Source organism: Paraburkholderia sp. BGA-UO-ETr-F21, from assembly GCF_059567925.1.
The window spans coordinates 721,474-745,195 of the sequence record NZ_JCAQOY010000040.1; the positions used below are offsets into that span (position 1 = coordinate 721,474).

At 64.2% G+C, this 23,722-nt stretch carries 21 protein-coding genes and 1 tRNA gene; 14 read left to right on the top strand and 8 right to left on the bottom strand.

Annotation, left to right across the window (positions count from 1 at the left end):
* The first annotated feature begins 122 nt into the window (after positions 1 to 122).
* Both AC57B1_RS35730 and AC57B1_RS35735 read left to right on the top strand, forming a co-directional pair.
* Entirely contained in the window at positions 123 to 953 is an 831-nt protein-coding gene (locus tag AC57B1_RS35730; protein WP_091792625.1) for an undecaprenyl-diphosphate phosphatase, read from the top strand.
* Positions 954 to 1,242: 289 nt separating this feature from the next.
* A tRNA-Arg gene (locus AC57B1_RS35735) sits at positions 1,243 to 1,316 on the top strand.
* Positions 1,317 to 1,418: 102 nt separating this feature from the next.
* Here the strand turns inward: AC57B1_RS35735 and AC57B1_RS35740 are convergent.
* A complete protein-coding gene (locus AC57B1_RS35740; RefSeq protein ID WP_496420041.1) occupies positions 1,419 to 1,802 on the bottom strand; it encodes a DUF427 domain-containing protein in 384 nt (127 codons plus the stop codon).
* 248 nt (positions 1,803 to 2,050) lie between these two features.
* A complete protein-coding gene (locus tag AC57B1_RS35745) occupies positions 2,051 to 3,628 on the bottom strand; it encodes an acid phosphatase (RefSeq protein ID WP_408354105.1) in 1,578 nt (525 codons plus the stop codon).
* A 247-nt stretch (positions 3,629 to 3,875) separates the two neighbouring features.
* Between AC57B1_RS35745 and AC57B1_RS35750 the strand changes: the two genes are divergently transcribed.
* Positions 3,876 to 5,273, top strand: a complete 1,398-nt coding sequence (locus tag AC57B1_RS35750; RefSeq protein ID WP_496420042.1) for a cytochrome-c peroxidase — start codon at positions 3,876 to 3,878, stop codon at positions 5,271 to 5,273.
* 67 nt (positions 5,274 to 5,340) lie between these two features.
* Here AC57B1_RS35750 and AC57B1_RS35755 read toward each other — a convergent pair whose 3' ends face one another.
* Entirely contained in the window at positions 5,341 to 5,580 is a 240-nt protein-coding gene (locus AC57B1_RS35755; protein ID WP_091792629.1) for a hypothetical protein, read from the bottom strand.
* A 301-nt stretch (positions 5,581 to 5,881) separates the two neighbouring features.
* Between AC57B1_RS35755 and AC57B1_RS35760 the strand changes: the two genes are divergently transcribed.
* Positions 5,882 to 6,271 carry a hypothetical protein gene (locus AC57B1_RS35760; protein ID WP_496420043.1) on the top strand — a complete coding sequence of 130 codons (390 nt, stop codon included), beginning with the start codon at positions 5,882 to 5,884 and terminating at the stop codon, positions 6,269 to 6,271.
* 106 nt (positions 6,272 to 6,377) lie between these two features.
* Entirely contained in the window at positions 6,378 to 6,827 is a 450-nt protein-coding gene (locus tag AC57B1_RS35765; RefSeq protein ID WP_091792631.1) for an NUDIX hydrolase, read from the top strand.
* A gap of 27 nt (positions 6,828 to 6,854) precedes the next feature.
* Here AC57B1_RS35765 and AC57B1_RS35770 read toward each other — a convergent pair whose 3' ends face one another.
* The 3 genes from AC57B1_RS35770 to AC57B1_RS35780 form a co-directional block, all read right to left on the bottom strand.
* A complete protein-coding gene (locus AC57B1_RS35770) occupies positions 6,855 to 7,868 on the bottom strand; it encodes a transporter substrate-binding domain-containing protein (RefSeq protein ID WP_496420044.1) in 1,014 nt (337 codons plus the stop codon).
* A 138-nt stretch (positions 7,869 to 8,006) separates the two neighbouring features.
* On the bottom strand, positions 8,007 to 9,716 hold the full coding sequence (locus tag AC57B1_RS35775) for a glutamine--tRNA ligase/YqeY domain fusion protein (RefSeq protein ID WP_496420045.1): 1,710 nt from the start codon (positions 9,714 to 9,716) through the stop codon (positions 8,007 to 8,009).
* A gap of 189 nt (positions 9,717 to 9,905) precedes the next feature.
* Entirely contained in the window at positions 9,906 to 10,052 is a 147-nt protein-coding gene (locus tag AC57B1_RS35780) for a hypothetical protein (protein ID WP_496420046.1), read from the bottom strand.
* Positions 10,053 to 10,080: 28 nt separating this feature from the next.
* Here AC57B1_RS35780 and ggt point away from each other — a divergent pair, with 28 nt between their 5' ends.
* Both ggt and AC57B1_RS35790 read left to right on the top strand, forming a co-directional pair.
* Entirely contained in the window at positions 10,081 to 11,820 is a 1,740-nt protein-coding gene (gene ggt, locus AC57B1_RS35785; protein WP_496420047.1) for a gamma-glutamyltransferase, read from the top strand.
* Between the two features lie 72 nt (positions 11,821 to 11,892).
* Positions 11,893 to 12,462, top strand: a complete 570-nt coding sequence (locus AC57B1_RS35790; RefSeq protein WP_496420048.1) for an RBBP9/YdeN family alpha/beta hydrolase — start codon at positions 11,893 to 11,895, stop codon at positions 12,460 to 12,462.
* A gap of 70 nt (positions 12,463 to 12,532) precedes the next feature.
* Here AC57B1_RS35790 and AC57B1_RS35795 read toward each other — a convergent pair whose 3' ends face one another.
* Positions 12,533 to 13,753 carry a CaiB/BaiF CoA transferase family protein gene (locus tag AC57B1_RS35795; RefSeq protein ID WP_496420049.1) on the bottom strand — a complete coding sequence of 407 codons (1,221 nt, stop codon included), beginning with the start codon at positions 13,751 to 13,753 and terminating at the stop codon, positions 12,533 to 12,535.
* Positions 13,754 to 14,094: 341 nt separating this feature from the next.
* Here AC57B1_RS35795 and alaS point away from each other — a divergent pair, with 341 nt between their 5' ends.
* Positions 14,095 to 16,719: an alanine--tRNA ligase gene (alaS, locus tag AC57B1_RS35800; RefSeq protein WP_496420050.1), complete on the top strand. Its 2,625-nt coding sequence runs from the start codon at positions 14,095 to 14,097 to the stop codon at positions 16,717 to 16,719.
* 281 nt (positions 16,720 to 17,000) lie between these two features.
* Here alaS and AC57B1_RS35805 read toward each other — a convergent pair whose 3' ends face one another.
* Positions 17,001 to 17,918, bottom strand: coding sequence for a LysR family transcriptional regulator (locus tag AC57B1_RS35805; RefSeq protein WP_496420051.1), 918 nt, complete (start codon positions 17,916 to 17,918; stop codon positions 17,001 to 17,003).
* Positions 17,919 to 18,034: 116 nt separating this feature from the next.
* Here AC57B1_RS35805 and AC57B1_RS35810 point away from each other — a divergent pair, with 116 nt between their 5' ends.
* The 6 genes from AC57B1_RS35810 (at position 18,035) to AC57B1_RS35835 (ending at position 23,717) form a co-directional block, all read left to right on the top strand.
* Positions 18,035 to 19,324, top strand: coding sequence for a YbfB/YjiJ family MFS transporter (locus AC57B1_RS35810; RefSeq protein WP_496420052.1), 1,290 nt, complete (start codon positions 18,035 to 18,037; stop codon positions 19,322 to 19,324).
* Between the two features lie 121 nt (positions 19,325 to 19,445).
* Positions 19,446 to 20,477 carry a threonine aldolase family protein gene (locus AC57B1_RS35815; RefSeq protein WP_091792638.1) on the top strand — a complete coding sequence of 344 codons (1,032 nt, stop codon included), beginning with the start codon at positions 19,446 to 19,448 and terminating at the stop codon, positions 20,475 to 20,477.
* A gap of 66 nt (positions 20,478 to 20,543) precedes the next feature.
* Positions 20,544 to 21,074 (top strand): NUDIX domain-containing protein, encoded by a 531-nt coding sequence (locus tag AC57B1_RS35820; RefSeq protein ID WP_091792639.1) that lies wholly within the window; start codon positions 20,544 to 20,546, stop codon positions 21,072 to 21,074.
* A gap of 48 nt (positions 21,075 to 21,122) precedes the next feature.
* The gene (gene gbd, locus AC57B1_RS35825) at positions 21,123 to 22,271 is read left to right on the top strand and encodes a 4-hydroxybutyrate dehydrogenase (RefSeq protein ID WP_496420053.1); all 1,149 of its coding nucleotides are present in this window, start codon (positions 21,123 to 21,125) and stop codon (positions 22,269 to 22,271) included.
* Positions 22,272 to 22,324: 53 nt separating this feature from the next.
* Complete coding sequence (locus AC57B1_RS35830) at positions 22,325 to 22,774, top strand: acyl-CoA thioesterase (protein ID WP_496420054.1); 450 nt, start codon at positions 22,325 to 22,327, stop codon at positions 22,772 to 22,774.
* 4 nt (positions 22,775 to 22,778) lie between these two features.
* Complete coding sequence (locus AC57B1_RS35835; RefSeq protein WP_496420055.1) at positions 22,779 to 23,717, top strand: branched-chain amino acid ABC transporter permease; 939 nt, start codon at positions 22,779 to 22,781, stop codon at positions 23,715 to 23,717.
* Positions 23,718 to 23,722: the final 5 nt, after the last annotated feature.

Here is a 23,722-nt window from a genome sequence, read left to right on the forward strand (position 1 = left end):
AATGCGGCTCAAACGCTTGGCGCTGACATTGCAGCCAGGCATAATCGGTGCGCCTTTGACGCGCCCGCAGATCCTTATCCGGCGCGCTAGTCCCCGACATTTTCCTTACAAGGATCCGCCGCGTGAACCTGTCGTTTCTGATCTTCCTGAGCGTGCTGCAAGGCGTCACCGAACTGTTTCCGGTGAGCAGCCTCGGCCATACGCTGCTCGTGCCCGCGCTGTTCGGTATGCATATCGACAAACACGCGCCGCAACTGCTGCCGTTCCTCGTCGCGCTGCATCTCGGCACGGCGTTCGCGCTGCTGTGGTACTTCCGCAAACGCTGGTGTGCGCTGGTGCGCGGTTTCTTCGCGTCGTTCGGTGGCCGCCGTAACGACGACGCGCACATGATGTGGGCGCTCATCATCGGCACGATTCCGGCGGGTCTCGTCGGCCTGCTGCTGGAAAAGCGGCTCGAGCGGATTTTCCACGACTTGCGGATCGTGGCGATCGCGCTGATCGTCAACGGTGTGCTGCTGTGGTTCGGCGACCGCCTGCAGCGTACGCGGACGCATCAGGCGCCGGAGAAGCTGAGTTTCGGTCAGGCGTTTTTCGTGGGTCTGGCGCAGATCGGCGCGCTGATTCCAGGTTTTTCGCGCAGCGGCCTGACGATGATCGCCGGTAATGCGGCCGGCCTGACGGCGGAGAAGGCCGCGGAGTTTTCGTTCCTGCTCGGCACGCCGATCATCTTCGCGGCCGGCGTGCTCGAACTGCCGAAGCTGTTCCACGCGCCGGGCCAGCTCGCGGACGCGTTGCTTGGCGGCGTGCTGACGGCGATCGCCGCGTACCTCAGCGTGCGTTTCCTGATGCGCTATTTCGAAGGCCGCGGTCGTCTGGCTTCGTTCGGCGTGTATTGCGTGATTGCCGGTATCGTGTTCCTCGGCTGGTTCCTGCTGAATCCGCAACCGGTCTGATTGTGTTCGCCGTGTCCGCTGCGTGCTGGCGGGCAGGGAGCGATCGGTTATAATCCGGGCCCGGCTCAACCTGCCGGGCCCGTTTGTTTGATGGCTTGCCACGGTGCTCGGGCCCGCTCGCGGAACTCTGTCCCATGCGGGCTCAGATTTCCCGTCTGGGGCGCGGTCAGTTAGAATTTCGGTATTCCACGAACTCTGTGGCTTGTCGGGGCACAGGGTCCAATGCCCGAGAGCGGGTTCTCATTGCGGGCGATGCATGCTGTGCGTAGTTGCATCGCCTCACGTCAATACGGCAGTAGCTCAGCTGGATAGAGCATCGGCCTTCTAAGCCGAGGGTGGGGGGTTCGAGTCCCTCCTGCCGTACTTCTCATGTTTGCGAGTGCTCACGCCGCGCGGCGTGCCGCGGCCCGCGCCGGTGCGCGGCGAGCGTGCGTCGCGCATTGCTGCTGCCTCGCCGCGCCGTTCTCAACCTGCCGGTTTCACATCGATCGAGTCGACGCGGTCTGGATAGAACGCGAGATGCTGCGCGATCTCTTTCACTGCCGCATACGGCGACTCGTAAGTCCACACCGCGTTCACCGTCCGCTCGCCGCCAAGCGGAATGCTGTAGTACGCGCAATCGCCCTTGTACGGGCAGTAGGTCGCGTGGTCGGTGCGCGCGAGCAGCGTCATCTCGACGTCGTTGCGCGGAATGTAATACACCGCCGGATACGACGCTTCACGCAGCACCAGCGCATTGTGCGTATCGGCGATCACCTTGCCGGCTACGGTCACGACCACGCGCGCCTTCGCCGGTTCGACCGTGATCGGATGATCGGGGCCGGGTACCTTGATGGTTCTTCCAGTCATGCTGTCGAACTCCTGAGTGAGTGGGCAAGCCCGCCATGCATTGCGAAGCATGTCGAGCCGTCATCGGCGAGGCGAAGCGATCGCGTCTTGCGTCGAAGCATACGCCGCTCGTGAAAACGCGTCGCACTCCGTGCGGCAGGCATAAAAAAAGGGCAGCCGAAGCTGCCCCTCAAAGTCTCACCGTCCGGCGGACTGTTGCTTGATGCTCGACGTCGTCCGCGTGGTATCGGACACGTCTGGCCGTTCGCTCATGGCCGGATGTTCAGCGCGGCCGTGAGATCGCCCATCGGCTTGCTGCCGTTGCTCACGAGCGCCGCGTCGCGCGCCGCGATGCCCGGCAGCGTCGGCAAGGAGAAGCGGTGCGTGATGAAACGCAGGATCGAGGTGGTGTCGTACTGCGTGTGGTCGACATAACCCTTCTTTGCGTACGGCGAGATGATCAGCGCCGGAATACGCGTGCCCGGACCCCAGCGGTCGGCTTTCGGCGGCGCCACGTGATCCCAGAAGCCGCCGTTTTCGTCGTACGTCACGACGACCACCATGTTGTTCCACTGCGGGCTCTTCTGCAGATGCGAAATCACGTCGGCGATGTGCTGGTCGCCCGACGCGACGTCCGTATAGCCCGGGTGTTCGTTCAAATTGCCCTGCGGCTTGTAGAACGACACTTGCGGCAGCGTGCCGCTGTCGATCGCCTTGATGAACTCAGAGCCGGCGAGGCCGCCGTCGAGCAGATGCTGCGCGCGGTTCGCGCTACCCGGCGCGAGGTCGGCGAAATAGTTGAACGGCTGGTGATGCGGCTGGAAGTTCGGCGCCGACAGATTCGCGCCGTAGATCACGTTCGACGTGCCGGCTTGCGCCGCCGACACAGCCGCGCCCCACGCGCCGCCGTACCATGCCCACGACACCTTCGCGTTGTTCAGCAGATCGCCGATGTGCTGCTGCGTCTGCGCCGGCAAGGTGGTCGCCGCCGACGGATCGGCGAGATTCGCGTCGCCGCCCGACGCCGCCTTGTTGCCGCTCGGCTGATACGGCGGCTGCATCGTGTTGATGGCGTAGAAGTCAGGCGTGAGGTTGCCCGAATTCACGTATTTGGGCGGGCCGCTCAACGCCGAAGCCGGCGAGTTGGTCGCGACCTTCAGCGTGACGCCGTCGCTTTCCACCGACGAGATCGAGCCGGCCGCCGGGCTCTTGTCCGCGTTCGGATAGGTCGGCGTGCACGCGCACACGAGCCACTGATGGTTCAGGAACGAGCCGCCGAACGCGCCCATGAAGAAGTTGTCGGCCAGCGTGTACTGTTGCGCGATCTTCCACAACGGCAGCTTGTCGGCATTGAGTGAGTAGTGGCCCATCACGAGACCGCCCGAATCCGCCCACGCGGCGAACTTGTCGTTCTTGCCGCCGTCGATCTGCATCTGATTCTCGTAGAAGCGGTGATACAGGTCGCGCGTGGTGGCCGTGATAGGCGTGTTGAAGCCGTTCGGATCGTCGATCGCGAACGGACTGTTCGGCAGATTCGCCGTCATGGCCTGCGTCACCACCGGCGTCACGCCGGTTTGCGTGAGGCCGTTCCACACCTGCGGCAGCGTCGCGAGCGTCGTGCCGTTGCGGTCCACCTGCGTGGCGCTTGCCGCCGTCACGTTCTGCAATCCGTTCGCGCCCGGGAAGTTGCCGTACAGGTTGTCGAAGCTGCGGTTTTCCGCGTAAATCACCACGACCGTCTTGATCGAGGTGATGTCCGGTTGCGTGACTTCACTGCCGCCGCATGCATACAGGCTCAACGCTGCTGCGATCGCGATAGGCGTCGCGCAGATCAGTTTCTTGTTCATTTGATGTGGTTTCTCTCTCGCGTTGGGGACGGGCCACGTGCACTCCTTACACGGATGGCCGCCGGCGAAAGTTTGGCAAGGCAATTTGACAGAAAGATGTAATTGATTACGAATCACCTCTGCTTTGGGAAATTCCGTCGGCTACATGTCATTTAATCGACATGCGGATGAAATACGCTCGCGGACTTCACTATCGCGAACTCACATCTTTCATATGCGGCCAGGTCTGTCCGGGATTCGAAAAATAATGGCTGGAGGCGCGGCGCGGCGTACTGCCGGACTCGCGCCGAGGCGCGTGCGGCTCGCCGCAGCGCTCGCGCTGACGGCCATGACCATGACCCTTGCCGCGTGTGACGCGGGTGCGCCGGGGACCGCGGCGATCGCGAGTGAAGCGGCGAGCGCTGCCGCGGGCGCGTCGTCGCATTCGTTGGGGCCGGTCGCGGCGTCGGCTGTGCGGGTCGCCGCTCGTGAGGCGGGCCAGTCGCGCGCGCAGGTCTACGAGTCGGTGCGGCAGATGACAGCCCTCGGCAAGCAGCTCTTTTTCGATGCGTCGCTCTCCGGCTCCGGCAAGCTCGCTTGCGCGTCGTGCCACAGTCCGGACCACGGGTTCTCGCCGGCCAATGCGTTGTCGGTGCAACTGGGCGGCAGCGATATGCACCGCACCGGCATGCGCGCCGCGCCGACGCTGAAGTATCTGCAATCGGTGCCGGCGTTCGCCGAGCACTATCACGAGTCCGACGACGAGGGCGACGAAAGCGTGGACGCGGGGCCGACGGGCGGCCTGACCTGGGATGGCCGCGTGGACCGTGGCGCTGACCAGGCGCGCATTCCGTTGCTGTCGTCGTTCGAAATGGGCAGCACGCCGGCCAGGGTCACAGCGGCGGTCAAGGCCGCGCCGTATGCCGGTGCTTTCCGTGCGGCCTTCGGCGAACACGTTTTCGATAGCGACGACGCCACCTTCAAAGCCGTGCTGCAAGCGCTCGAAACCTTCGAGCAGACGCCCGAAACTTTCTATCCGTACACCAGCAAGTACGACGCATATCTCGCGGGCAAGGCAACGTTGACGCAAGCCGAACTCCGCGGGCTTCAGCTCTTCAACGACGAAAATAAGGGCAATTGTGCGAGCTGCCACATCAGCCAGCGCAGCAAAGACGGCGCGCCACCGCAGTTCAGCGACTTCGGCTTGATCGCGATCGGCGTGCCGCGCAATCGCGCGCTGCCCGTGAATCGCGATCCGCATTTCTACGACCTCGGCGCGTGCGGTCCGGAGCGCACCGATCTGAAGGGCCGCGCCGAATTTTGCGGCATTTTCCGCACACCGACGCTGCGCAATGTGGCGTTGAAGAAGAGCTTCTTCCACAACGGCATCTATCATTCGCTCGATCAGGTGGTGCGCTTCTATGCGCAGCGCGACACGAACCCCGAGAAGTTCTATCCGGTGTCGAAAGGCAAGGTGCAGAAGTTCGACGATCTGCCGCAGCAATACTGGGCCAATCTGAATACCGAGGCGCCGTTCGACCGCAAACCGGGCGACAAGCCGGCGCTCGACGAGGCTGAAATCAAGGAGGTGGTCGCGTTTTTGAATACGCTGACGGACGGGTATAGCGCGGGTGGCGGGACGGTCAGTTCAGTGGCCGCGAAGTGAAGCAAGACGTGGATGCAGGTGGTGCAAGGGCTGCTGTTGCTCGCGTAGCCAGCCGCTCAGCGCAGTCTCAATCGCCCGCGCTCGCCAGCATGTAATAGCAGCCGACGAGCAGCCAGGCGAACGACATGAGCAGGCAAGCGATGCCCGCGCGCGTCAGCAGATTGGGCCAACGGGCGCGAGGCAGCGCGTCCATCCGCACGATGCGCCGCGCAAGTCCCGGATCGCGGCGAATAGCAACCGGCACCAGCGCGAGGCACAGCAGCGCCAGCGCGGCAGCGAAGATTTCCAGAGTGGACAGGATGTGCATGGCGAGGTGGCCGGGGCGGGTTTCGGATTGCCGCGAAAGCGCGACAAGCCATCTTAAGAATGGGTCGTACTATTCGGAATGGGACGCGTCCTAAAATTGCGTGAGGCCGCCGCAGGTGCCAACGCGTGACGCGGGGAGCGGCGCGCGCCGCAGGCTCACGTCGCGGGCGTTTGCGCTGACTCAGCGCTCAGCCGTTTCGCACGGTCACTTCAGAGGCGCCATGCTATGCTTTTGAGGTCCAGATCGCGAGACGCCGTGAGCGAGCGCGAGACCGTCCGAACACTTTCGAGGAGAACCCTTCATGTCGATGCGAACCCGTGTGCTGTGTCACCTGACCGCCGCTAGTGTGTTGCTCGGTGGCGCGATCGGCGCGCACGCAGCGAACCTCGGCTTTCTGAACGACACGCCGCTCACCTATATGAAGCAACGCGACATCGACTCGGTCAAAAAGGCGGTCTTCTCCGCCCTCAACGACAAACAGGACGGCGAAACCACGAACTGGGTCAATGAAGGCACGGGCAACAGCGTAAAGATCGACGCAGCGATAACGGTTGCCAGCACGGCCAAAGATGGCGAACGCACCTGCCGTGATGTCGGCGTCCTCCTCAATGCGAAGGGACAGTCGATGAGCCTGCGCCCGCAGTTCTGCAAGCAGGGCAGCGGCACCTGGCAACTGCAGAAAAAGCATTGAGCATGCAGGCCGTCATGGCGGCGCGTGTCCGCTTGCTGCCGGCGCGGCTGGAAGTCCCGCATGTGCCTGCGCGCTGGTGTGTGTGCTCGCGTGAAGCGGGGGCGCAATGAGCGCGCGGGTGATCTCGTGCGGCATCGTGTTGCTTGATCCGGATGGCCGCGTGCTGCTCGCGCATGCCACCGAGACATCGCACTGGGATATTCCGAAAGGGCACGGCGAAGAAGGCGAGGCGCCGCATGTCACGGCGTTGCGCGAGATGGTCGAGGAGACCGGAATCGCCATTGAGCCCGCGCGTCTGAAAGACCTGGGTCTGTTCGTCTACCGGCGCGACAAGGATCTGCATCTGTTCGGCGCGCGCGCTACCGTCGACGAACTCGATCTGAGCGTATGCACCTGCACGTCGCTTTTTCCGCGCCGCTATGACGGCACGCTGATTCCGGAAATGGATGCCTACCGCTGGACCTCGCCGGACGAGGTCGACAAGTATGCGAGCCGCAGTCTCACGCGGCTCTTTCAGACCACGCTGTCACTCGCGGAACTGCACCGGTCGCTCTAGCGGCGAGTGCGCAGGCCGCCTGACAGTTCAGTCGAGCGCCCGGTCGTTGGGATGCGCGAAGAGGGCGCGGTTCTGCTCCGACAGCGGAAAATTCAGATTGATACCGTGCGGCGGAATAGGTTGCGTGAACCACTGCTTGTACAGACGCTCCGCTTCGCCGGAAGTCTGGCCGCGCGCGATCACCCCGTTCACGAGGCTGCGGAACGGTTCATCGCCCTTGCGGAACATGCACGCGTAAACTTCATAGCCAAGCGGCGTGCCGGTCACCACGAAGTCGTCCGGACGCGGGTCGGTCGCTTTGAAACCGTACACGATCGGCTCGTCCATCACGAAGGCCACGGCCCGATCGTCCTTGAGCGCGCCGAACGCCTCGGGATGATCCCGGGCACTGGTGATGCGCATGTTCAGATGCTTGTCGGTATTCAGGCGACGCAGCAGGCGTTCATCCGAGGTGCCCGCGGTCGTTACGACCGCCTTGCCGGCCAGATCCTGAAAATCCGTAATGCCGCTGTTTTTGCGCGCGATCATGCGCACCGCGTACTGGAAGAAACTGTTGGAGAACGCAGCCAGGTTTTCGCGTTCCACCGTGTGCGTGGTCGACCCGCACTCCAGATCGATCTGGTTGTTGAGCAACATCGGCGTACGGTTCGACGAGGTCACGGTGATCTCGCGCACCTTCAGTTGCGGCATGCCGAGCGTCTTCTTGATCTCGTCCACGATCTGCAGCGCGATGGTCTGCGAGTAGCCGACCGTGCCTTTGCCGTCGAAATAGGAAAAGGGGATCGACGCTTCACGCACGCCGAGCACGACCACGCCATCATCGTGAATTTTCTTCAGCGTGCCGGTGAGTTCGTCCGCGTACGCGGAGCAAGTCAGCGACGCCGCGCCGAAGGCGGCCAGTGCCATGAGCGCGCGACGCGCACCACGAACGCAGTCGCGCGTGGCCTGCGCGGCGCCGTGCGTTGCACGCCACGCCGTGTCCTGCATGGGGTGCCGCGTTGTGTCCTTGATACTCGCCCTGTGGCGGGCTGAAACTTTCATCAGACCTCCGGGACTGGCGCTTGCGAACACCGCGTCGTCACTGTCGATGGAATAGGGATGCAACAAAACGGCGTGCATCCTTCTCACGAGACGCACGCCGTATTCAACGTTTACTGCGCAACAAAGCTCACGTTCAGCTTACGCCGGCTTGCCCCAACTATCACGCAGGCTGACGATGCGATTGAATACGGGCTTACCCGGTTGCGAATCGACGCGGTCGGCAACGAAGTAGCCGTGGCGTTCGAACTGATAGCGCTGTTCCGGCAGCGCCTCGCGCGCGCCCGGCTCCAGGTAGGCGTTGACCACGCGCTTCGAATCCGGATTCAGCGCCTCGAGGAAATCGCGGCCGCCGGCGTCCGGTTGCGGCTCCTTGAACAGGCGGTCGTAGATGCGCACTTCGGCCGGGCACGCACCTGCGGCGCTGACCCAGTGGATGTTGCCCTTGACCTTGTAGTTGTTCGCGCCTTCGGTGCCCGATTTGCTGTCCGGGAAGTAGTTGCAGTGGATCGCGACGATGTTGCCGTTTTCGTCCTTGTCCGCGCCGATGCATTCGATCACGTAGCCGTAGCGCAGGCGTACCTTGTTGCCCGGGAACAGACGGAAGTAGCCCTTGGGCGGCGTTTCGTTATAGTCGTCGCGCTCGATCCACAACTCGCGTGAAATCGGAAATTCGCGCACGCCCATTTCCGGATGATGCGGGTGGACCGGCGCATTGCACGATTCGGTCACGCCTTCCGGGAAGTTGTCGATGATCAGCTTGACCGGGTCGAGCACGGCGGCCGTGCGCGGCGCCTTCGCATCGAGATCGTCGCGCAGCGCGCCTTCGAACACGCTCATGTCGATCCACGAATCGACCTTGGTGATGCCGATACGCTCGCAGAACAACTGGATCGCTTCCGGCGTGAAGCCGCGCCGGCGCACGCCGACGATGGTCGGCATACGCGGATCGTCCCAGCCGTCCACGTGACCTTCGGTCACGAGTTGCAGCAGCTTGCGCTTGCTGGTGATCGCGTAGGTCAGGTTCAGGCGCGAAAATTCGATCTGCTGCGGGAGCGGGCGCATGAAAATGCCGGCCTCGGCAAGCTCGTTCAGAATCCAGTCGTACAGCGGACGGTGGTCTTCGAACTCGAGCGTGCACAGCGAATGCGTGATGTTTTCCAGCGCGTCCGAGATGCAGTGCGTGTAGTCGTACATGGGGTACACGCACCACTTGTCGCCGGTCCGGTAGTGATGCGCGAAACGGATCCGGTAAATGACCGGATCGCGCATGTTGAAGTTGGGCGACGACATGTCGATCTTCGCGCGCAGCACATGCTCGCCTTCCTTGAACTCACCGGCCCTCATGCGGCGGAACAGGTCGAGATTCTCCTGCACCGAACGTTCGCGAAAGCGCGAGGGCGTGCCGACTTCCGTGGCCGAGCCGCGGTTCGCGCGCATTTCTTCGGCCGACTGACTGTCCACATACGCCTTGCCGCGTTCGATCAGCAGCTCGGCGAATTCGTACAGCTTGTCGTAGTAATCGCTCGCGTAGTAGAGCTGTTCCTTGCCGTCTTTTTCCCACTCGAAGCCGAGCCAGCGCACGGCGTCGATGATCGAGTCGACGTATTCGACGCTTTCCTTTTCCGGATTGGTGTCGTCGAAGCGCAAATGGCACACGCCGCCGTAGCTGCGCGCCACGCCGAAGTTCAGGCAGATGCTCTTGGCGTGACCGATGTGCAGATAGCCGTTCGGCTCGGGCGGAAAGCGCGTTTCGACGCGCTGGCCCCACTTGCCGGTGCGGTTGTCTTCGTCAATGATGTTGCGGATGAAATTGGATGCCGCTGGCGCGTCGTTGCGTTCGGTATTCATGCGAGAAGGTGAAAGTCTGTCGAGGGCGCGCAATGCGTCCTCTTATCCGACAATTCTACCTGACGAGCCCCGTTGCGGCAGGCGAGTGCGGCATGCAGCCAACGTTTGAGCGGTTTTCGTGGCGGATTCTGGGCGCAGCCGGCGCTGTAACAGGAGGTAAATCGGTTTGTTGATGGGTTCGCCGCCGACTTAGGATGCGAGCGGCGCGGCCTCGTCCGCTCGCGTGCGGCATGCCCGCATTGGGCTTTCTGGCGCCGCGCCCGGTCGCGAGCCTTCCATGCCCGGGCCGCACAGTCCCTTGTCGCCTTGCACGAAATCCTGTCGTTCGTGCACCATGGCGCCCTCAGTTGCCGGAGTTTCTCGGATGTCTGTCCCCACGCACGGCGCGCCTCGCGCGCCTTTCACCGCTCTTAATTTCGCCCGGCTCGTGACGGTGTCGGCCATGCTCGCCGCGTTTGCGGGCAGCGCGCTCGCGCCCGTGCCCGCTTTGGCGAAAACGCCGCCGCCCAAAGCCGTATTCGACGCGTCGGCCGTGGCCGTGCCGGACCGTTACAGCGCGGACACGGCGCAGCAGATTTTCGCCGCCGGCGGCAACGCGGTGGATGCCGCTGTCGCAATCGCGTTCACGCTGGCCGTGACCTGTCCGGACGCGGGCAATCTGGGCGGCGGCGGATTCATGACCGTGTTCATGGACGGCAAGCCGTACTTCCTCGACTACCGCGAGCGCGCGCCGCAACAGGCGACCCGCGACATGTACCTCGACGACAAGGGCAACCTGTTGCCGGGCATGAGCACCGTCGGCCACCGCGCGGTGGCCGTGCCGGGGACGGTCGAGGGCATGTGGGAGGCGCAGCAGCGTTTCGGCAAGCTGAAGTGGAAGCAGGTGCTGGCGCCGGCGATCCGCTATGCCACCGACGGTTTTCAGGTCGAGCCATGGTTGCAGCAGCGCCGCGACGCCGCAGCGAAGAACTTCGCCGGCAAGACCAATTTCGACGCGTACTTTTCCAGTCTCAAGGCAGGCCTGACGTACCGCCAGCCTGAACTCGCGCAGACGCTGTCGCGCATTGCGAGCGACGGCGGGCGCGAATTCTACGAAGGCCGCACCGCGGATCTGATTGCCCAGCAGATGTACGGCCACGGTCTTGTCACGAAGCAGGACCTGATTCAATACAAAGCCGTGTGGCGCCAGCCGCTCACCGCCGACTGGAACGGCTACCAGGTCGTTACCGCGCCGCCGCCGAGTTCGGGCGGCGTCGGGTTGATCCAGATGCTGAAGATGAAAGCCGATCTGAAGCAGGCGTTCGACGGCCTCGAACTCAATTCCGTGCCGTATATCCATTTGATCGCACAGATCGAGGACCGCGTGTTCGCTGATCGCCAGCAATACCTGGGCGATCCGGATGCGTACAAGGTGCCGGTCGGCAAACTGATCGACGACGCCTACCTTGCGCAGCGCGCGGACGAAGTCAAACCCGACGAAGTGCCGGGCGCGGCGCCGGTCAAGCCGGGCCTCGGCGACGCGGCGCCGGAGAAGGCGCAGACCACGCATTTCTCGGTGGTCGACAAGTGGGGCAATGCCGTGTCGAACACGTACACGTTGAACGGTGACTTCGGTTCGGGCGTGGTGGTGGACGGCGGCGGCTTTCTGCTGAACGACGCCATGGATGACTTCGTCACCAGGCCGGCGAGCGCGAGCGGCGCGGAGGTCAATACGGTGGCGCCCGGACGCCGCCCGCTGTCGTCGATGACGCCGACCATTCTGCTGAAGGACAACAAGGTGTCGCTCGTGATCGGCACGCCAGGCGGCTCGCGCATCCTGACCTCGATATTCCAGGTAATGACCGACCTGTACGATTTCAATATGCCGCCCGCCGACGCGCTCGCCGCGATGCGTTTCCACCATCAGTTGCTGCCGCAAAAGACGATCTATTTCGAGCCGTATCATCCGGTCACGGGTGAGCTGGCCGAGCAGTTGCAAGGCATGGGCTACACGCTCGAGGGGCAGTCGTTCAACGGCGATGTGCAGATGATTCGTATCGACGGCACCGCGCCTGAGCCGGCAGCGGACCCGCGCGGCGTGGGTGTGGCGCGCGTGATGCGTTGAAAAGGTGGCCGTGCCTACGACAATAAATTGCAAGTCACGACTAACTGCAGGTAACGACCAACGGGGAACGCGATGAGCGGACAAAAACAACTGAGCACACTCGTGCTGCCCGGCTACCAAGGCTCCGGCGCTGGCCACTGGCAGACGCGTTGGGAAGCGCTGGACCCGTCATTCGTACGGGTGCGAATGACCGACTGGGACCACCCCGAACGCGACGCCTGGTGCCGCACGCTCGATGCCGCCGTAGCCGCCGCTGACGCGCCGGTGGTGTTCGCCGCGCATAGCCTCGGTTGCCTGACGGTCGCCTTCTGGGCCTCGCAGTACGCGGGCGCCGCGCAGCTTGCGAAGGTGGCGGGCGCATTGCTGGTCGCTCCGCCAGATCCCGCCGAAGCGCATTTCCCGCAGGACGCGAGCGGTTTCGCACCCGTGCCGCCCGCGCGCCTGCCGTTTCCGTCCATTGTCGTGGCGAGCCGCGACGATCCCTATGGCGGCGTGACGTTTTCACAGACCTGTGCGAACGCTTGGGGCAGCCGTTGGATCGACATCGGTGCGCGCGGGCATATCAACGCGGACAGCGGGCTTGGTGATTGGGACGAAGGGCGCGAGTGGCTGGAGTCGTTCGGTGCGTCAAACCGTCGCTGAGTAACGCCCGCGCAGAACGCGATCAACGTGCCACCGCGATCAACGCGCGACCAACGCGACCTCGCCGGCTTCAAATCACCGACTGCCCCCGCAACGCCGCGATCCTCGCTTCGTCATAGCCGAGCACGTCACGCAAAATGCTCTCCGTGTGTTCCCCGAGCGTAGGCGGATGCGCAAGCGCTTCGGGCGGCGTGCCGGTCATATTGATCGGATTGCGCACCAGCTTGACCGTGCCGCCCGACGGATGCGGCAGATCCACCTGCATCCCACGCGCCACCACCTGTTCGTTCTCGAAGACTTCGCCGAGATCGTTGATCGGCCCACACGGCACGCCTGCGGCTTCGAGCGCGCTGATCCATTGCTGCTTGCCCTGGAGCCGGACCATCTCCGCGAGAATCGGCACGAGGATGTCGCGATTGCGCACCCGCGCCGGGTTGGTCGCGAATCGCTCGTCGTCGGCCAGTTCCGGACGGCCGCCCACTTCGACGAACTTACGGAACTGCCCGTCGTTGCCGACTGCGACGATGATCCAGCCGTCGCTCGTCTGGAACGTCTGGTACGGCACGATGTTGGGATGCGCATTGCCCCAGCGCACCGGCGGCTGGCCGCTTGCCAGGTAGTTCGAATTCATATTGGCGAGCATCGCCACCTGCACGTCGAGCAGCGCCATGTCGATGTACTGGCCTTCGCCCGTCCGGTCACGGTGGGTGAGGGCGGTGAGCACGGCAATGGTCGAGTACATGCCGGTCATGAGGTCGGCGATCGCGACGCCGGCCTTTTGCGGGCCGCCGCCCGGCTGGCCGTCGCGTTCGCCGGTAATGCTCATGAAGCCGCCAATGCCTTGCACGATAAAGTCATAGCCGGCGCGCTGCGCATACGGCCCGGTCTGCCCGAAGCCCGTCACCGAGCAATAAATGAGATCGGGCTTCACTTCCTTGAGCGATGCGTAGTCCAGACCGTATTTCTTCAACTGGCCGACCTTGTAGTTCTCCAGCACCACGTCGCTCTGCGCGGCCAGCTCGCGGATGATCCGCTGGCCTTCGGGCGAAGCGATGTCGACGGTGACCGAGCGCTTGTTGCGGTTCGCCGCGAGGTAATACGCGGCTTCGCGGGTGTCTTTGCCATCAGGCGTCTTGAGGTACGGCGGCCCCCAATGGCGGGTGTCGTCGCCGACTTCGGGGCGTTCGATCTTGATCACGTCGGCGCCGAAATCGGCAAGAGTCTGCGCGCACCAGGGTCCGGCGAGCACGCGTGTGAGATCCAGCACGCGGATATGACTGAGAGCGCCCATATTCGTAGATGTCTCCTGTGTCGGCCAGCGCGCAGCGCGCCCTGGTTTCATGCACGTAGTTGCGAATCGCGAGGCGGCGCGCAAGGCGCCGCGAATGGAGGCAATCTTAAGCGATTCCGGCACGCGGGCGGAGTCGGCCGAACGTCATAAGACTAACGGCGCGCCCCATAATGTCCCACGCTGCCCGCTCAAACCTGGCCGAACGGCCAACCCTGCAGGGCGCGCTGCCGCGCACGGGCGCCGATCCCGTATAATCAGTCGTTTAAGAAACAAACAGTTGGCGCATCCCACGATGCCGCCGGTAACAGCCAGGGAACTGGCAAACCCGTCCCCCGCACGCTATGAAAGCCGCCGAAATCCGCGAGAAATTCCTCAAGTTCTTCGAATCGAAGGGCCATACGATCGTTCGCTCGTCGAGCCTTGTGCCCGGCAACGATCCGACACTGCTCTTCACCAATTCGGGAATGGTGCAGTTCAAAGATGTGTTCCTCGGCGCGGAGTCGCGTCCGTATTCCCGCGCCACGACCGCGCAGCGCAGCGTGCGCGCCGGCGGCAAGCACAACGATCTGGAAAACGTCGGCTACACCGCGCGCCACCATACATTCTTCGAAATGCTGGGCAACTTCTCGTTCGGCGACTACTTCAAGCGCGACGCGATCCACTACGCGTGGGAGCTGCTGACAGGTGTGTACCAGCTGCCGAAAGACAAGCTGTGGGTCACCGTCTATCACGAAGACGACGAAGCGCACGACATCTGGGCGAAAGAAGTGGGCGTGCCGGTCGAGCGCATCATCCGCATCGGCGACAACAAGGGCGCGCGCTACGCGTCGGACAACTTCTGGCAGATGGCCGACACCGGCCCGTGCGGCCCGTGCTCGGAAATCTTCTACGACCACGGCCCGGACGTGTGGGGCGGCCCCCCGGGCTCGCCTGAAGAAGACGGTGACCGCTACATCGAGATCTGGAATCTCGTGTTCATGCAGTTCAATCGCGACGCGCAAGGCAACATGACGCCGCTGCCCAAGCAGTGCGTCGACACCGGCATGGGCCTGGAGCGTATCGCCGCCGTTCTGCAGCACGTGCACAGCAACTATGAGATCGACCTGTTCCAGGCGCTCATCAAGGCTGCGGGCCGCGAAACCGGCGTGAGCGACCTGACCAACAATTCGCTGAAGGTGATTGCCGATCACATTCGCGCGTGCTCGTTCCTGATCGTCGACGGTGTGATTCCGGGCAACGAGGGCCGCGGCTACGTGCTGCGCCGGATCGTGCGCCGCGCGATCCGTCACGGCTACAAGCTGGGCAAGAAGGGCTCGTTCTTCCACCGCATGGTGGCGGACCTCGTCGCGCAAATGGGCGGCGCGTATCCGGAACTGAAGGAAGCCGAGCAACGCGTGACCGACGTGCTGCGTCAGGAAGAAGAGCGCTTCTTTGAAACCATCGAGCACGGCATGTCGATTCTCGAGAGCGCGTTGGCCGACCTCGAAGCCAAGGGCGGCAAGACGCTCGACGGCGAACTCGCATTCAAGCTGCACGACACGTATGGTTTCCCGCTGGATCTGACGGCAGACGTGTGTCGCGAGCGCGAAGTCACGGTCGACGAAGCCGCGTTCGACGAAGCCATGGCGCGTCAGCGCGAGCAGGCTCGCGCGGCGGGCAAGTTCAAGATGGCGCAAGGCCTCGAATACTCGGGCGCGAAGACCACGTTCCACGGTTACGAAGAAATCGTCTTCGACGACGCGAAGGTGATCGCGCTGTACGTGGACGGTGCTTCGGTGCAGGAAGTGAACCACGGCCAGCAGGCGGTGGTCGTGCTGGATCACACGCCGTTCTACGCGGAATCGGGCGGCCAGGTCGGCGACCAGGGCGTGCTGGCCAACGCGAGCGTGCGCTTCGCGGTGAGCGATACGCTGAAGGTGCAGGCCGACGTGGTCGGTCATCACGGCACGCTCGAGCAGGGCACGCTGAAGGTGGGCGACGTCGTCAAGGCGGAAATCGACGCGGTGCGCCGCGCCCGCACGGCTCGCAACCACTCGGCCACGCACTTGATGCACAAGGCGTTGCGCGAAGTGCTCGGCACGCACGTGCAACAGAAGGGATCACTCGTCGACGCGGACAAGACCCGTTTCGACTTCGCGCACAACGCGCCGATGACAGACGAGCAGATCCGCCGCGTCGAGGAAATCGTCAATGCCGAAGTGCTGGCGAACGCGCCGGGCATCGTGCAGGTCATGCCGTTCGACGAAGCCGTGAAGGGCGGCGCTATGGCATTGTTCGGCGAAAAGTACGGCGACGAAGTGCGCGTGCTCGACCTGGGTTTTTCGCGTGAATTGTGCGGCGGTACGCACGTGCATCGCACCGGCGACATCGGCCTCTTCAAGATCGTGATGGAAGGCGGCGTGGCGGCGGGCATCCGTCGCGTGGAAGCGATTACGGGCGACAACGCCGTGCGCTTCGTGCAGGATCTCGACGCGCGCATCAATGCGGCCGCTGCCGTGCTGAAGGCGCAACCGTCGGAACTGACGCAGCGTATCGTCCAGGTGCAGGACCAGGTGAAGTCGCTGGAAAAGGAACTGAGCGCGCTGAAGTCGAAAATGGCGTCAAGCCAGGGCGACGAACTGGCGGGTCAGGCGATCGAAGTTGGCGGCGTGCACGTGCTGGCAGCTACGCTCGAGGGCGCGGACGTCAAGACACTGCGCGAAACCGTCGACAAGCTGAAGGACAAGCTGAAGAGCGCGGCAATCGTGCTGGCATCGGTCGAAGGCGGCAAGGTGAGCCTGATCGCGGGTGTCACGGCGGACGCCAGCAAGAAGGTCAAGGCAGGCGAACTGGTGAACTTCGTCGCGCAGCAAGTCGGCGGCAAGGGCGGTGGCCGTCCGGATATGGCGCAGGCGGGCGGCACCGAGCCGGCGAATCTGCCGGCGGCACTGGCCGGCGTCAAGGGCTGGGTCGAAGGCCAGCTCTGATTCGAGCATGATTGGGCCACACCGCGCGCCGCAGTTTGGGCGTGCCGTGTGGCCTGAGTTTTTTCGGTCTGTCACGCCAGTCTGTTCATCGGCGTGGCGCCCCGCCTCGCGAGGATTCCCTCGTAGTTCACCTTCGCACAATTGATTTCATGCCGCGCCGCGCAGGCATAATCGCAACCGCAGCCGCAGCCGCAGCCGCAGCCGCAGCCGCAGCCGCAACCGCAACCGCAACCGCAACCGCAACCGCAACCGCAACCGCAACCGCAACCGCAACCGCAAGATCAGGAAGCACCTTCCGCCGCAGTTGCGGGCTCAGGCAAATTCGCGGCACTTTCCCGAGTCACCATTGCCTGCTTGAGCGCGTTCAGTGCGGACGAAAAATGCCCGCGCCGCCACACGAGCAATGTCTCGATCTCGCCGATATCCGGTAGCTCATGCACCGCGATATTGCTGGCGTCAGCCTGCAAATCCAGCACCGATCGTGGCGCGACCGCCACTCCCGCGCCGGCGGCCACGCAAGCCACGATCGCGTGGTAGGAGCCCAACTCCAGCACGCGCGCGGGCCTCACGCCGTGTTCCAGATACCACTTCTCGATATAAGCCCGGTAAGCGCAACCGCGCTCGAACGCGATCAGCGTTGACAGCGCAATGTCCCGAACGTCGTGGATCGGCCGATGCCCGCGGGGCGTCAGCATCACCAACTCCTCCCTGAACACAGGCACCGACTCGAATAATTCGCCGAGCGCGGCGGGGTCCAACGGCGTTGCCACCAACGCCGCATCCACTTCGAATTCGCGCACCCGCTCGATCAGCTTGCCGGTCGTGCCGGTTTCCAGTTCCAGTGCAACTGCGGGCCACCGCTGATGGTAAAGAGCGAGCAACGCGGGAAGACGCGTTGCCGCGACGCTTTCCATCGTGCCCAAACGCAGGCGCCCGCTCGGACGATCCTCACGCACCGCGTGACGCGCCTCGTCGGCGAGCGCGAGCAGTCGTTCGGCATATGGCAGCAGCGTCTCGCCGGCCGGCGTCAGCACGAGACGGCGGCCGTCGCGGATAAACAGGTCGGTGCCCAGTTGCTCTTCAAGCTGCTTGATGCGCGTGGTGACGTTCGATTGCACGCGGTTGAGCTTGGCAGCGGCGCGCGTCACGCCGTTTTCCCGCACGACGGCGCGAAAAATGGTCAGGGCGGCCAGATCCATGATTCTCTCCTGGCGATTGGTGATATCCGAATTATTCATTTTTCGTGATCGAAAGGTCAAGCTATCATGAATTCAACCATTCCGATCCTGCTAACGGCATCTATCACCGCCCGCTCATGAACGAATTCGCCTCCATTGCGCGCGGCAGCCTAGCCGGGCACCACGCCGCCCGCCGCGCCGCGCTTGCCTGCATGGTCACACTGGCCGTTGCGCTCGGCATCGGCCGATTTGCGTTCACGCCGCTCTTGCCTCTGATGCTGCACGGCGGCGCATTTGGCCAGCCGCAGATCGACATTCAGCATGGTGGGTGGCTTGCGTCGTTCAATTACGCGGGCTATTTCGTCGGCGCGGTCAGTTGCGCCGCGCTGCGGATCGAGCCGGCGCGCATGGTGCGCGCGGGGCTTGCGACGACGGTGCTGCTGACGCTGGCGATGGGCGTGACGAGTCAGTTCTGGGTATGGGCGGCGGTACGCTTCCTCGCCGGCGCGGTCAGTGCGATGACGTTCGTTTTCGCGTCGCAGTGGGGCTTGCGGCGGCTTGCCGAACTCGGTGCGCCGGAGTGGGGCGGGGTGATCTATACGGGGCCGGGTGCGGGTATCGTCGGAACGGGGCTGCTGGTCACCGTGGCGGATGGGTACGGGCCCTCGACGGGGTGGCTCGGTTTTGGTCTTGTCGCCGCAGTTCTGGCGATTGTCGTTTGGCCGGTTTTCACCGGTCGCGGGAATGAGCGGGGTGCTCGCCAGGTGGACAGCGATGCCGCGCCTGCCGAGACTCCCGCCACTCCGGCCCCCGCCCCAAGAAGCCACGCCCTCCCCACCACCACCCGCCCCGCCGACGCCTTCTGGCTCATCCTCCTCTACGGCATCCCTGGCTTCGGCTACATCATCACCGCGACTTTCCTGCCGGTGATCGCGCGTCACGCGTTGCCCGGCTCGTCCTGGCCGGACCTGTTCTGGCCGATGTTCGGCGCGGCGCTGATCGTCGGCGCACTGCTGGCCGCGCGTTTGCCGGTGCATTGGGACAATCGCAAGCTGCTGGCCGGCTGTTACGTGCTGCAGGCGTGCGGCATCGCGCTCGGTATCGTCTGGCCGACAGCAGGCGGCTTCTCATTCGGCAGCATCCTGATCGGCTTGCCGTTTACCGCGATCACCCTGTTCGCGATGCGCGAGGCGAGGCGTCTGCGTGGCGACGACGCTGCCGCGCTGATGGGTTATGCGACGGCGGCCTATGGTGTTGGTCAGATCGTCGGCCCGCTGGTCGCGGCGCCGATTGCCGCACGGAGCGGTTCTTTTTCACCGGCGCTGTGGCTGGCGGCGGCCGCATTGCTGGTGGGCGCGGCCGGGCTGATCGTCGTCGCACGCATGACTCGTGGCCGTGGCCGCATGCCCGATTGCGGCTGCAACTGAGCGCGTATCGACGCGACCGCCCCCGCCGGTCCGTAACCGGAAAACAAATAACCGAAGGGCGCACTAAAATGACCGCTTTCCCGTCATCTCAGCGCGCCTGTCGCCGGGCGCGCCGCCAGCCATGCAACATTTCGCGTCCGACAACTATGCCGGCATCTGCCCTGAAGCGCTCGAAGCGCTGATCGCCGCCAACAACAGCGGCCACGAGCCGGCCTACGGCGACGACTCCTGGACCAACCAGGTATGCGACCGTCTGCGCGAGCTGTTCCAGACCGACTGTGAAGTGTTCTTCGTATTCAACGGCACGGCCGCCAATTCGCTGGCGCTCGCGTCGCTATGCCAGTCGTATCACTCGGTGATCTGCCACGAACTCGCGCATATCGAAACCGACGAATGCGGCGGACCGGAGTTCTTCTCGGGCGGCTCGAAACTGCTGACGGCGCCCGGCGTCGGCGGCAAACTCACGCCGGACGCGATCGAAGCGGTGGTCACACGCCGTGCCGACATCCACTACCCGAAACCGAAAGTCGTCACGCTGACTCAATCGACGGAAGTCGGCACGGTCTACAGCGTCGAGGAAGTGCGGGCGATCGCGGCGATCGCCAAACGGCGTCATCTGAAAGTGCATATGGACGGCGCGCGTTTCGCCAACGCGGTCGCCGCGCTGGACGTGCATCCGTCGGAGATCACGTGGCGCGCGGGCGTGGACGTGCTGTGTTTCGGCGGCACCAAGAACGGCTTGCCGGTCGGTGAAGCGGTGGTGTTCTTCGACCGCGCGCTCGCCGACGATTTCGCCTACCGCCTGAAACAGGCGGGCCAACTGGCTTCCAAGATGCGCTTTATTTCCGCGCCGTGGCTGGGTCTGCTCGATAACGACGTCTGGTTGCGCAACGCGCGTCACGCGAATGCGATGGCGCAACTGCTGCAAACGCGGTTGCAGGAAATTCCGGGCGTGAGCATCATGTTCCCCAGAGAATCGAACGCGGTCTTTGCGCAGTTGCCCACGCAAGCCGCCAAGGCCATGCGCGCGCGCGGCTGGAAGTTCTACGAATTCATCGGCGCGGGCGGTTGCCGGCTGATGTGCGCATGGGACACGCAGCCGGAAACGGTCGAACGGTTCGCCGCCGAGGTGCGGGAGTTGTGCGCGGCGTGACCCGAACGCCATTCCCCAGAAGTCAGACACAATCACACAAAACAAACGGGACGTCTCTCTCACGCCATGACCGAATACCGATTCTGCCCACGCTGTTCCACGCCGCTGATCGAGCGCGCCGATGAAGCGCATGAAGGCGGGCGCATCCGCCAGACTTGTCCCGATACCGAGTGCGGCTACGTCCATTGGAACAACCCGCTGCCCGTGGTGGCGGCGATCGTCGAATACGAAGGCAAGATTCTGCTGGCGCGCAATGCCGCGTGGCAGGAAGGCGTATTCGCGCTGATTACGGGCTTCCTCGAAAACGGCGAGACGCCGGAAGAGGGGATTGCCCGGGAAGTCCTCGAGGAAACTTCGTTGCACGCGGAGACGGTCGAGCTGATCGGCGTGTATGAATTCATCCGCAAGAACGAGCTGATCATCGCGTACCACGTGAAGGCATACGGCACGGTTGCGCTCTCGCCGGAATTGCTCGAATACCGGCTGGTCGAGCCGGCCAGGTTGCGGCCGTGGCGCGCGGGCACCGGCCAGGCGCTCGGCGAGTGGATGCGGCGGCGCGGCTTGCCGTTCGAGTTTGTCGAAAGGCCCGGGCAGTAACAGACCAGGCAGCAGGTAAACGAGCTCGCGCTCAGGGAGGAGCACGGCATGGCCTATATTTTCTATCTGACCCATATCCATCTCGGCTACGACGCGCTGTCGCAGTTGCCGTCGGAATGCGGACGCGTCGGCATCAAGCGGCCGCTGATCATCACGGACAAGGGCGTGGTTGCAGCCGGCCTCGCGCAGCGCGCGCTCGACGCGCTGAAGTTCGGCGACGTCCCGGTCTTCGACGACACGCCGTCGAACCCGACCGAGGCGATGGTGCTCGCGGCCGCTCAGATGTACCGCGACGAAGGCTGCGACGGCCTGGTCGCGGTGGGCGGAGGATCGTCCATCGATCTGGCCAAGGGCGTAGCGATCGCCGCCACGCATCCAGGCGCGCTGACGCAATACGCCACCATTGAAGGCGGCAGCCCGAAGATCACGGCCGCGGTCGCGCCGCTGATCGCGGTTCCCACCACGGCGGGCACGGGCAGCGAAGTCGCGCGCGGTGCAATCGTGATCCTGAACGACGGCCGCAAGCTCGGCTTTCATTCGTGGCATCTGCTGCCCAAGTCGGCGTTGTGCGATCCGGCGCTCACGCTCGGCCTGCCGCCGGGGTTGACGGCGGCCACCGGCATGGACGCGGTCGCGCACTGCATCGAAACTTTTCTCGCGCCCGCCTTCAATCCTCCCGCGGACGGCATCGCGCTGGACGGCTTGGAGCGCGCGTGGGCCAACATCGAACGCGCGACGGCGGACGGTAGCGATCGCGACGCGCGCCTGAACATGATGAGCGCTTCGATGCAAGGCGCCATGGCCTTCCAGAAAGGGCTGGGCTGCGTGCACTCGCTGTCGCATCCGCTGGGCGGCCTGACGGTGAACGGGCGCACGTCGCTGCATCACGGCACGCTGAACGCGGTTGTGCTGCCCGCCGTGCTGCGTTTCAACGAGACGGCGGACAGCGTGGTGGCCGAGCGCCGCTATGCAAGAATGCGCCGCGTGATGAATTTGCCGGAGAATGCCGATCTCGCCCAGGCGCTGTTCGACATGACCGCGCGGCTCGGTTTACCGACCGGCCTCAGGCAGATGGGCGTCGACGAAAGCATGTTCGACAAGGTGATTCAGGGTGCGCTCGCCGACCACTGTCACCGCACGAATCCACGCGAAGCGACGGCCGACGACTACCGCCGCATGCTGAGCGAATCGCTCTGAAAAAACAATCGCCGCGCACCGCGCACGACAACGCTAAAGATACTCACGCCAGCATGAACAAACCCGTACCCGCCGCGCGCATCGCCTACCGGCATTTCCTGCCGATCACCACGCGCTGGATGGACAACGACGTCTATGGCCATGTCAACAACGTCGTCTACTACAGCTACTTCGACACGGTGGTGAACGAGTATCTGATCCGCACCGGCGTGCTCGATTTCGAGCATGGCGCGACGATCGGGCTGGTGGTCGAGACGCACTGCAATTACTTCGCGCCGCTGGTGTTTCCCGAGCGGATCGAAGCGGGCCTGCGGGTGGTGCGGCTCGGTACGTCGAGCGTGCGCTACGAAGTGGGGCTTTTCAAGGAGGGCGAAGATCAACCCGCCGCGCAAGGACACTTCGTGCATGTGTATGTGGATCGCGTCACACGGCGTCCCGTGAGCTTGCCCGCCGAATTGCGCGCGGCGCTCGAACCGCTGTGCGTCTCTGGGCAGGCGGAATAGGCGCGTGCAGTCGTTCGTCATCAATCTGCTCAACGGTGTCAGTTACGGCCTGTTGCTGTTCATGCTGTCGGCAGGCTTGACGCTGATTTTCAGCATGCTCGGCGTGCTGAATTTCGCGCACGCGGGCTTCTACATGCTGGGCGCGTACGTCGGCTTTTCGGTGGCGGCGCGCGCGGGATTCTGGAGCGCGCTGGTGATCGCACCGCTGGTCGTCGGGCTGATCGGCGCGGGCCTTGAGCGTTGGCTGTTGCGGCGCGTGCGCGTGCACGGCCATCTCGCGGAATTACTGCTGACGTTCGGCGCCGCGTATCTCCTCGGTGAACTTGTCAAGCTCGGCTGGGGCTTGAGCCCGCTTTCCGCGACGGTGCCGGCCGTGCTCGAGGGGCCGCTCTTCACGGTCTACGGCGCGGCGTTCGCGCGCTATCGGGCGTTCATGATGGTGGTATCGCTCGCCATGCTGGGCGTGCTCTACGCGGTGTTGCGCGTGTCGAAGGCGGGGCTGATCGTGCGCGCCGCGCTTACGCACGCGAGCGCCGTCGAAGCGCTCGGCCACAACGTGCCGCGCGTGTTCACCGGCGTGTTCGCGGCCGGCACGGCGCTCGCCGCGTTGGCCGGCGTGATCGGCGCGCCGCTCTTCGTGATCGAACCGGGCATGGCGGAGTCGCTTGGCTCGATTGTGTTCGTGGTGGTCGTGATCGGCGGGCTGGGCTCGCTGAGCGGGGCGCTGGCGGCGTCGCTGCTGGTGGGCTGCGTGCAGACGCTGGCCGTGGCGAGCAATGTGTCGCTGGGCGACGTGCTGTCGCTATTCGACGCATCGCTGCCGGCGCAATGGGACGCGCTGACGCTCGCGCAACTCGCGCCGCTGATTCCTTATCTGCTGCTGGTCGCGATGCTGGCGCTGCGCCCGCGCGGCCTCTTCGGGCGGCGTGACGACCATGCGTGACGACC

Coding starts and splice junctions, on each gene's coding strand:
- ggt (WP_496420047.1), top strand. CDS start 10,081: ATGTCTGTCCCCACGCACGGCGCGCCTCGCGCGCCTTTCACCGCTCTT.
- AC57B1_RS35795 (WP_496420049.1), bottom strand. CDS start 13,753: ATGGGCGCTCTCAGTCATATCCGCGTGCTGGATCTCACACGCGTGCTC.
- AC57B1_RS35745 (WP_408354105.1), bottom strand. CDS start 3,628: ATGAACAAGAAACTGATCTGCGCGACGCCTATCGCGATCGCAGCAGCG.
- AC57B1_RS35820 (WP_091792639.1), top strand. CDS start 20,544: ATGACCGAATACCGATTCTGCCCACGCTGTTCCACGCCGCTGATCGAG.
- AC57B1_RS35775 (WP_496420045.1), bottom strand. CDS start 9,716: ATGAATACCGAACGCAACGACGCGCCAGCGGCATCCAATTTCATCCGC.
- AC57B1_RS35770 (WP_496420044.1), bottom strand. CDS start 7,868: ATGAAAGTTTCAGCCCGCCACAGGGCGAGTATCAAGGACACAACGCGG.
- AC57B1_RS35755 (WP_091792629.1), bottom strand. CDS start 5,580: ATGCACATCCTGTCCACTCTGGAAATCTTCGCTGCCGCGCTGGCGCTG.
- AC57B1_RS35790 (WP_496420048.1), top strand. CDS start 11,893: ATGAGCGGACAAAAACAACTGAGCACACTCGTGCTGCCCGGCTACCAA.
- AC57B1_RS35815 (WP_091792638.1), top strand. CDS start 19,446: ATGCAACATTTCGCGTCCGACAACTATGCCGGCATCTGCCCTGAAGCG.
- AC57B1_RS35750 (WP_496420042.1), top strand. CDS start 3,876: ATGGCTGGAGGCGCGGCGCGGCGTACTGCCGGACTCGCGCCGAGGCGC.
- AC57B1_RS35740 (WP_496420041.1), bottom strand. CDS start 1,802: ATGACTGGAAGAACCATCAAGGTACCCGGCCCCGATCATCCGATCACG.
- AC57B1_RS35765 (WP_091792631.1), top strand. CDS start 6,378: ATGAGCGCGCGGGTGATCTCGTGCGGCATCGTGTTGCTTGATCCGGAT.
- alaS (WP_496420050.1), top strand. CDS start 14,095: ATGAAAGCCGCCGAAATCCGCGAGAAATTCCTCAAGTTCTTCGAATCG.
- AC57B1_RS35780 (WP_496420046.1), bottom strand. CDS start 10,052: ATGGTGCACGAACGACAGGATTTCGTGCAAGGCGACAAGGGACTGTGC.
- gbd (WP_496420053.1), top strand. CDS start 21,123: ATGGCCTATATTTTCTATCTGACCCATATCCATCTCGGCTACGACGCG.
- AC57B1_RS35760 (WP_496420043.1), top strand. CDS start 5,882: ATGTCGATGCGAACCCGTGTGCTGTGTCACCTGACCGCCGCTAGTGTG.
- AC57B1_RS35810 (WP_496420052.1), top strand. CDS start 18,035: ATGAACGAATTCGCCTCCATTGCGCGCGGCAGCCTAGCCGGGCACCAC.
- AC57B1_RS35805 (WP_496420051.1), bottom strand. CDS start 17,918: ATGGATCTGGCCGCCCTGACCATTTTTCGCGCCGTCGTGCGGGAAAAC.
- AC57B1_RS35830 (WP_496420054.1), top strand. CDS start 22,325: ATGAACAAACCCGTACCCGCCGCGCGCATCGCCTACCGGCATTTCCTG.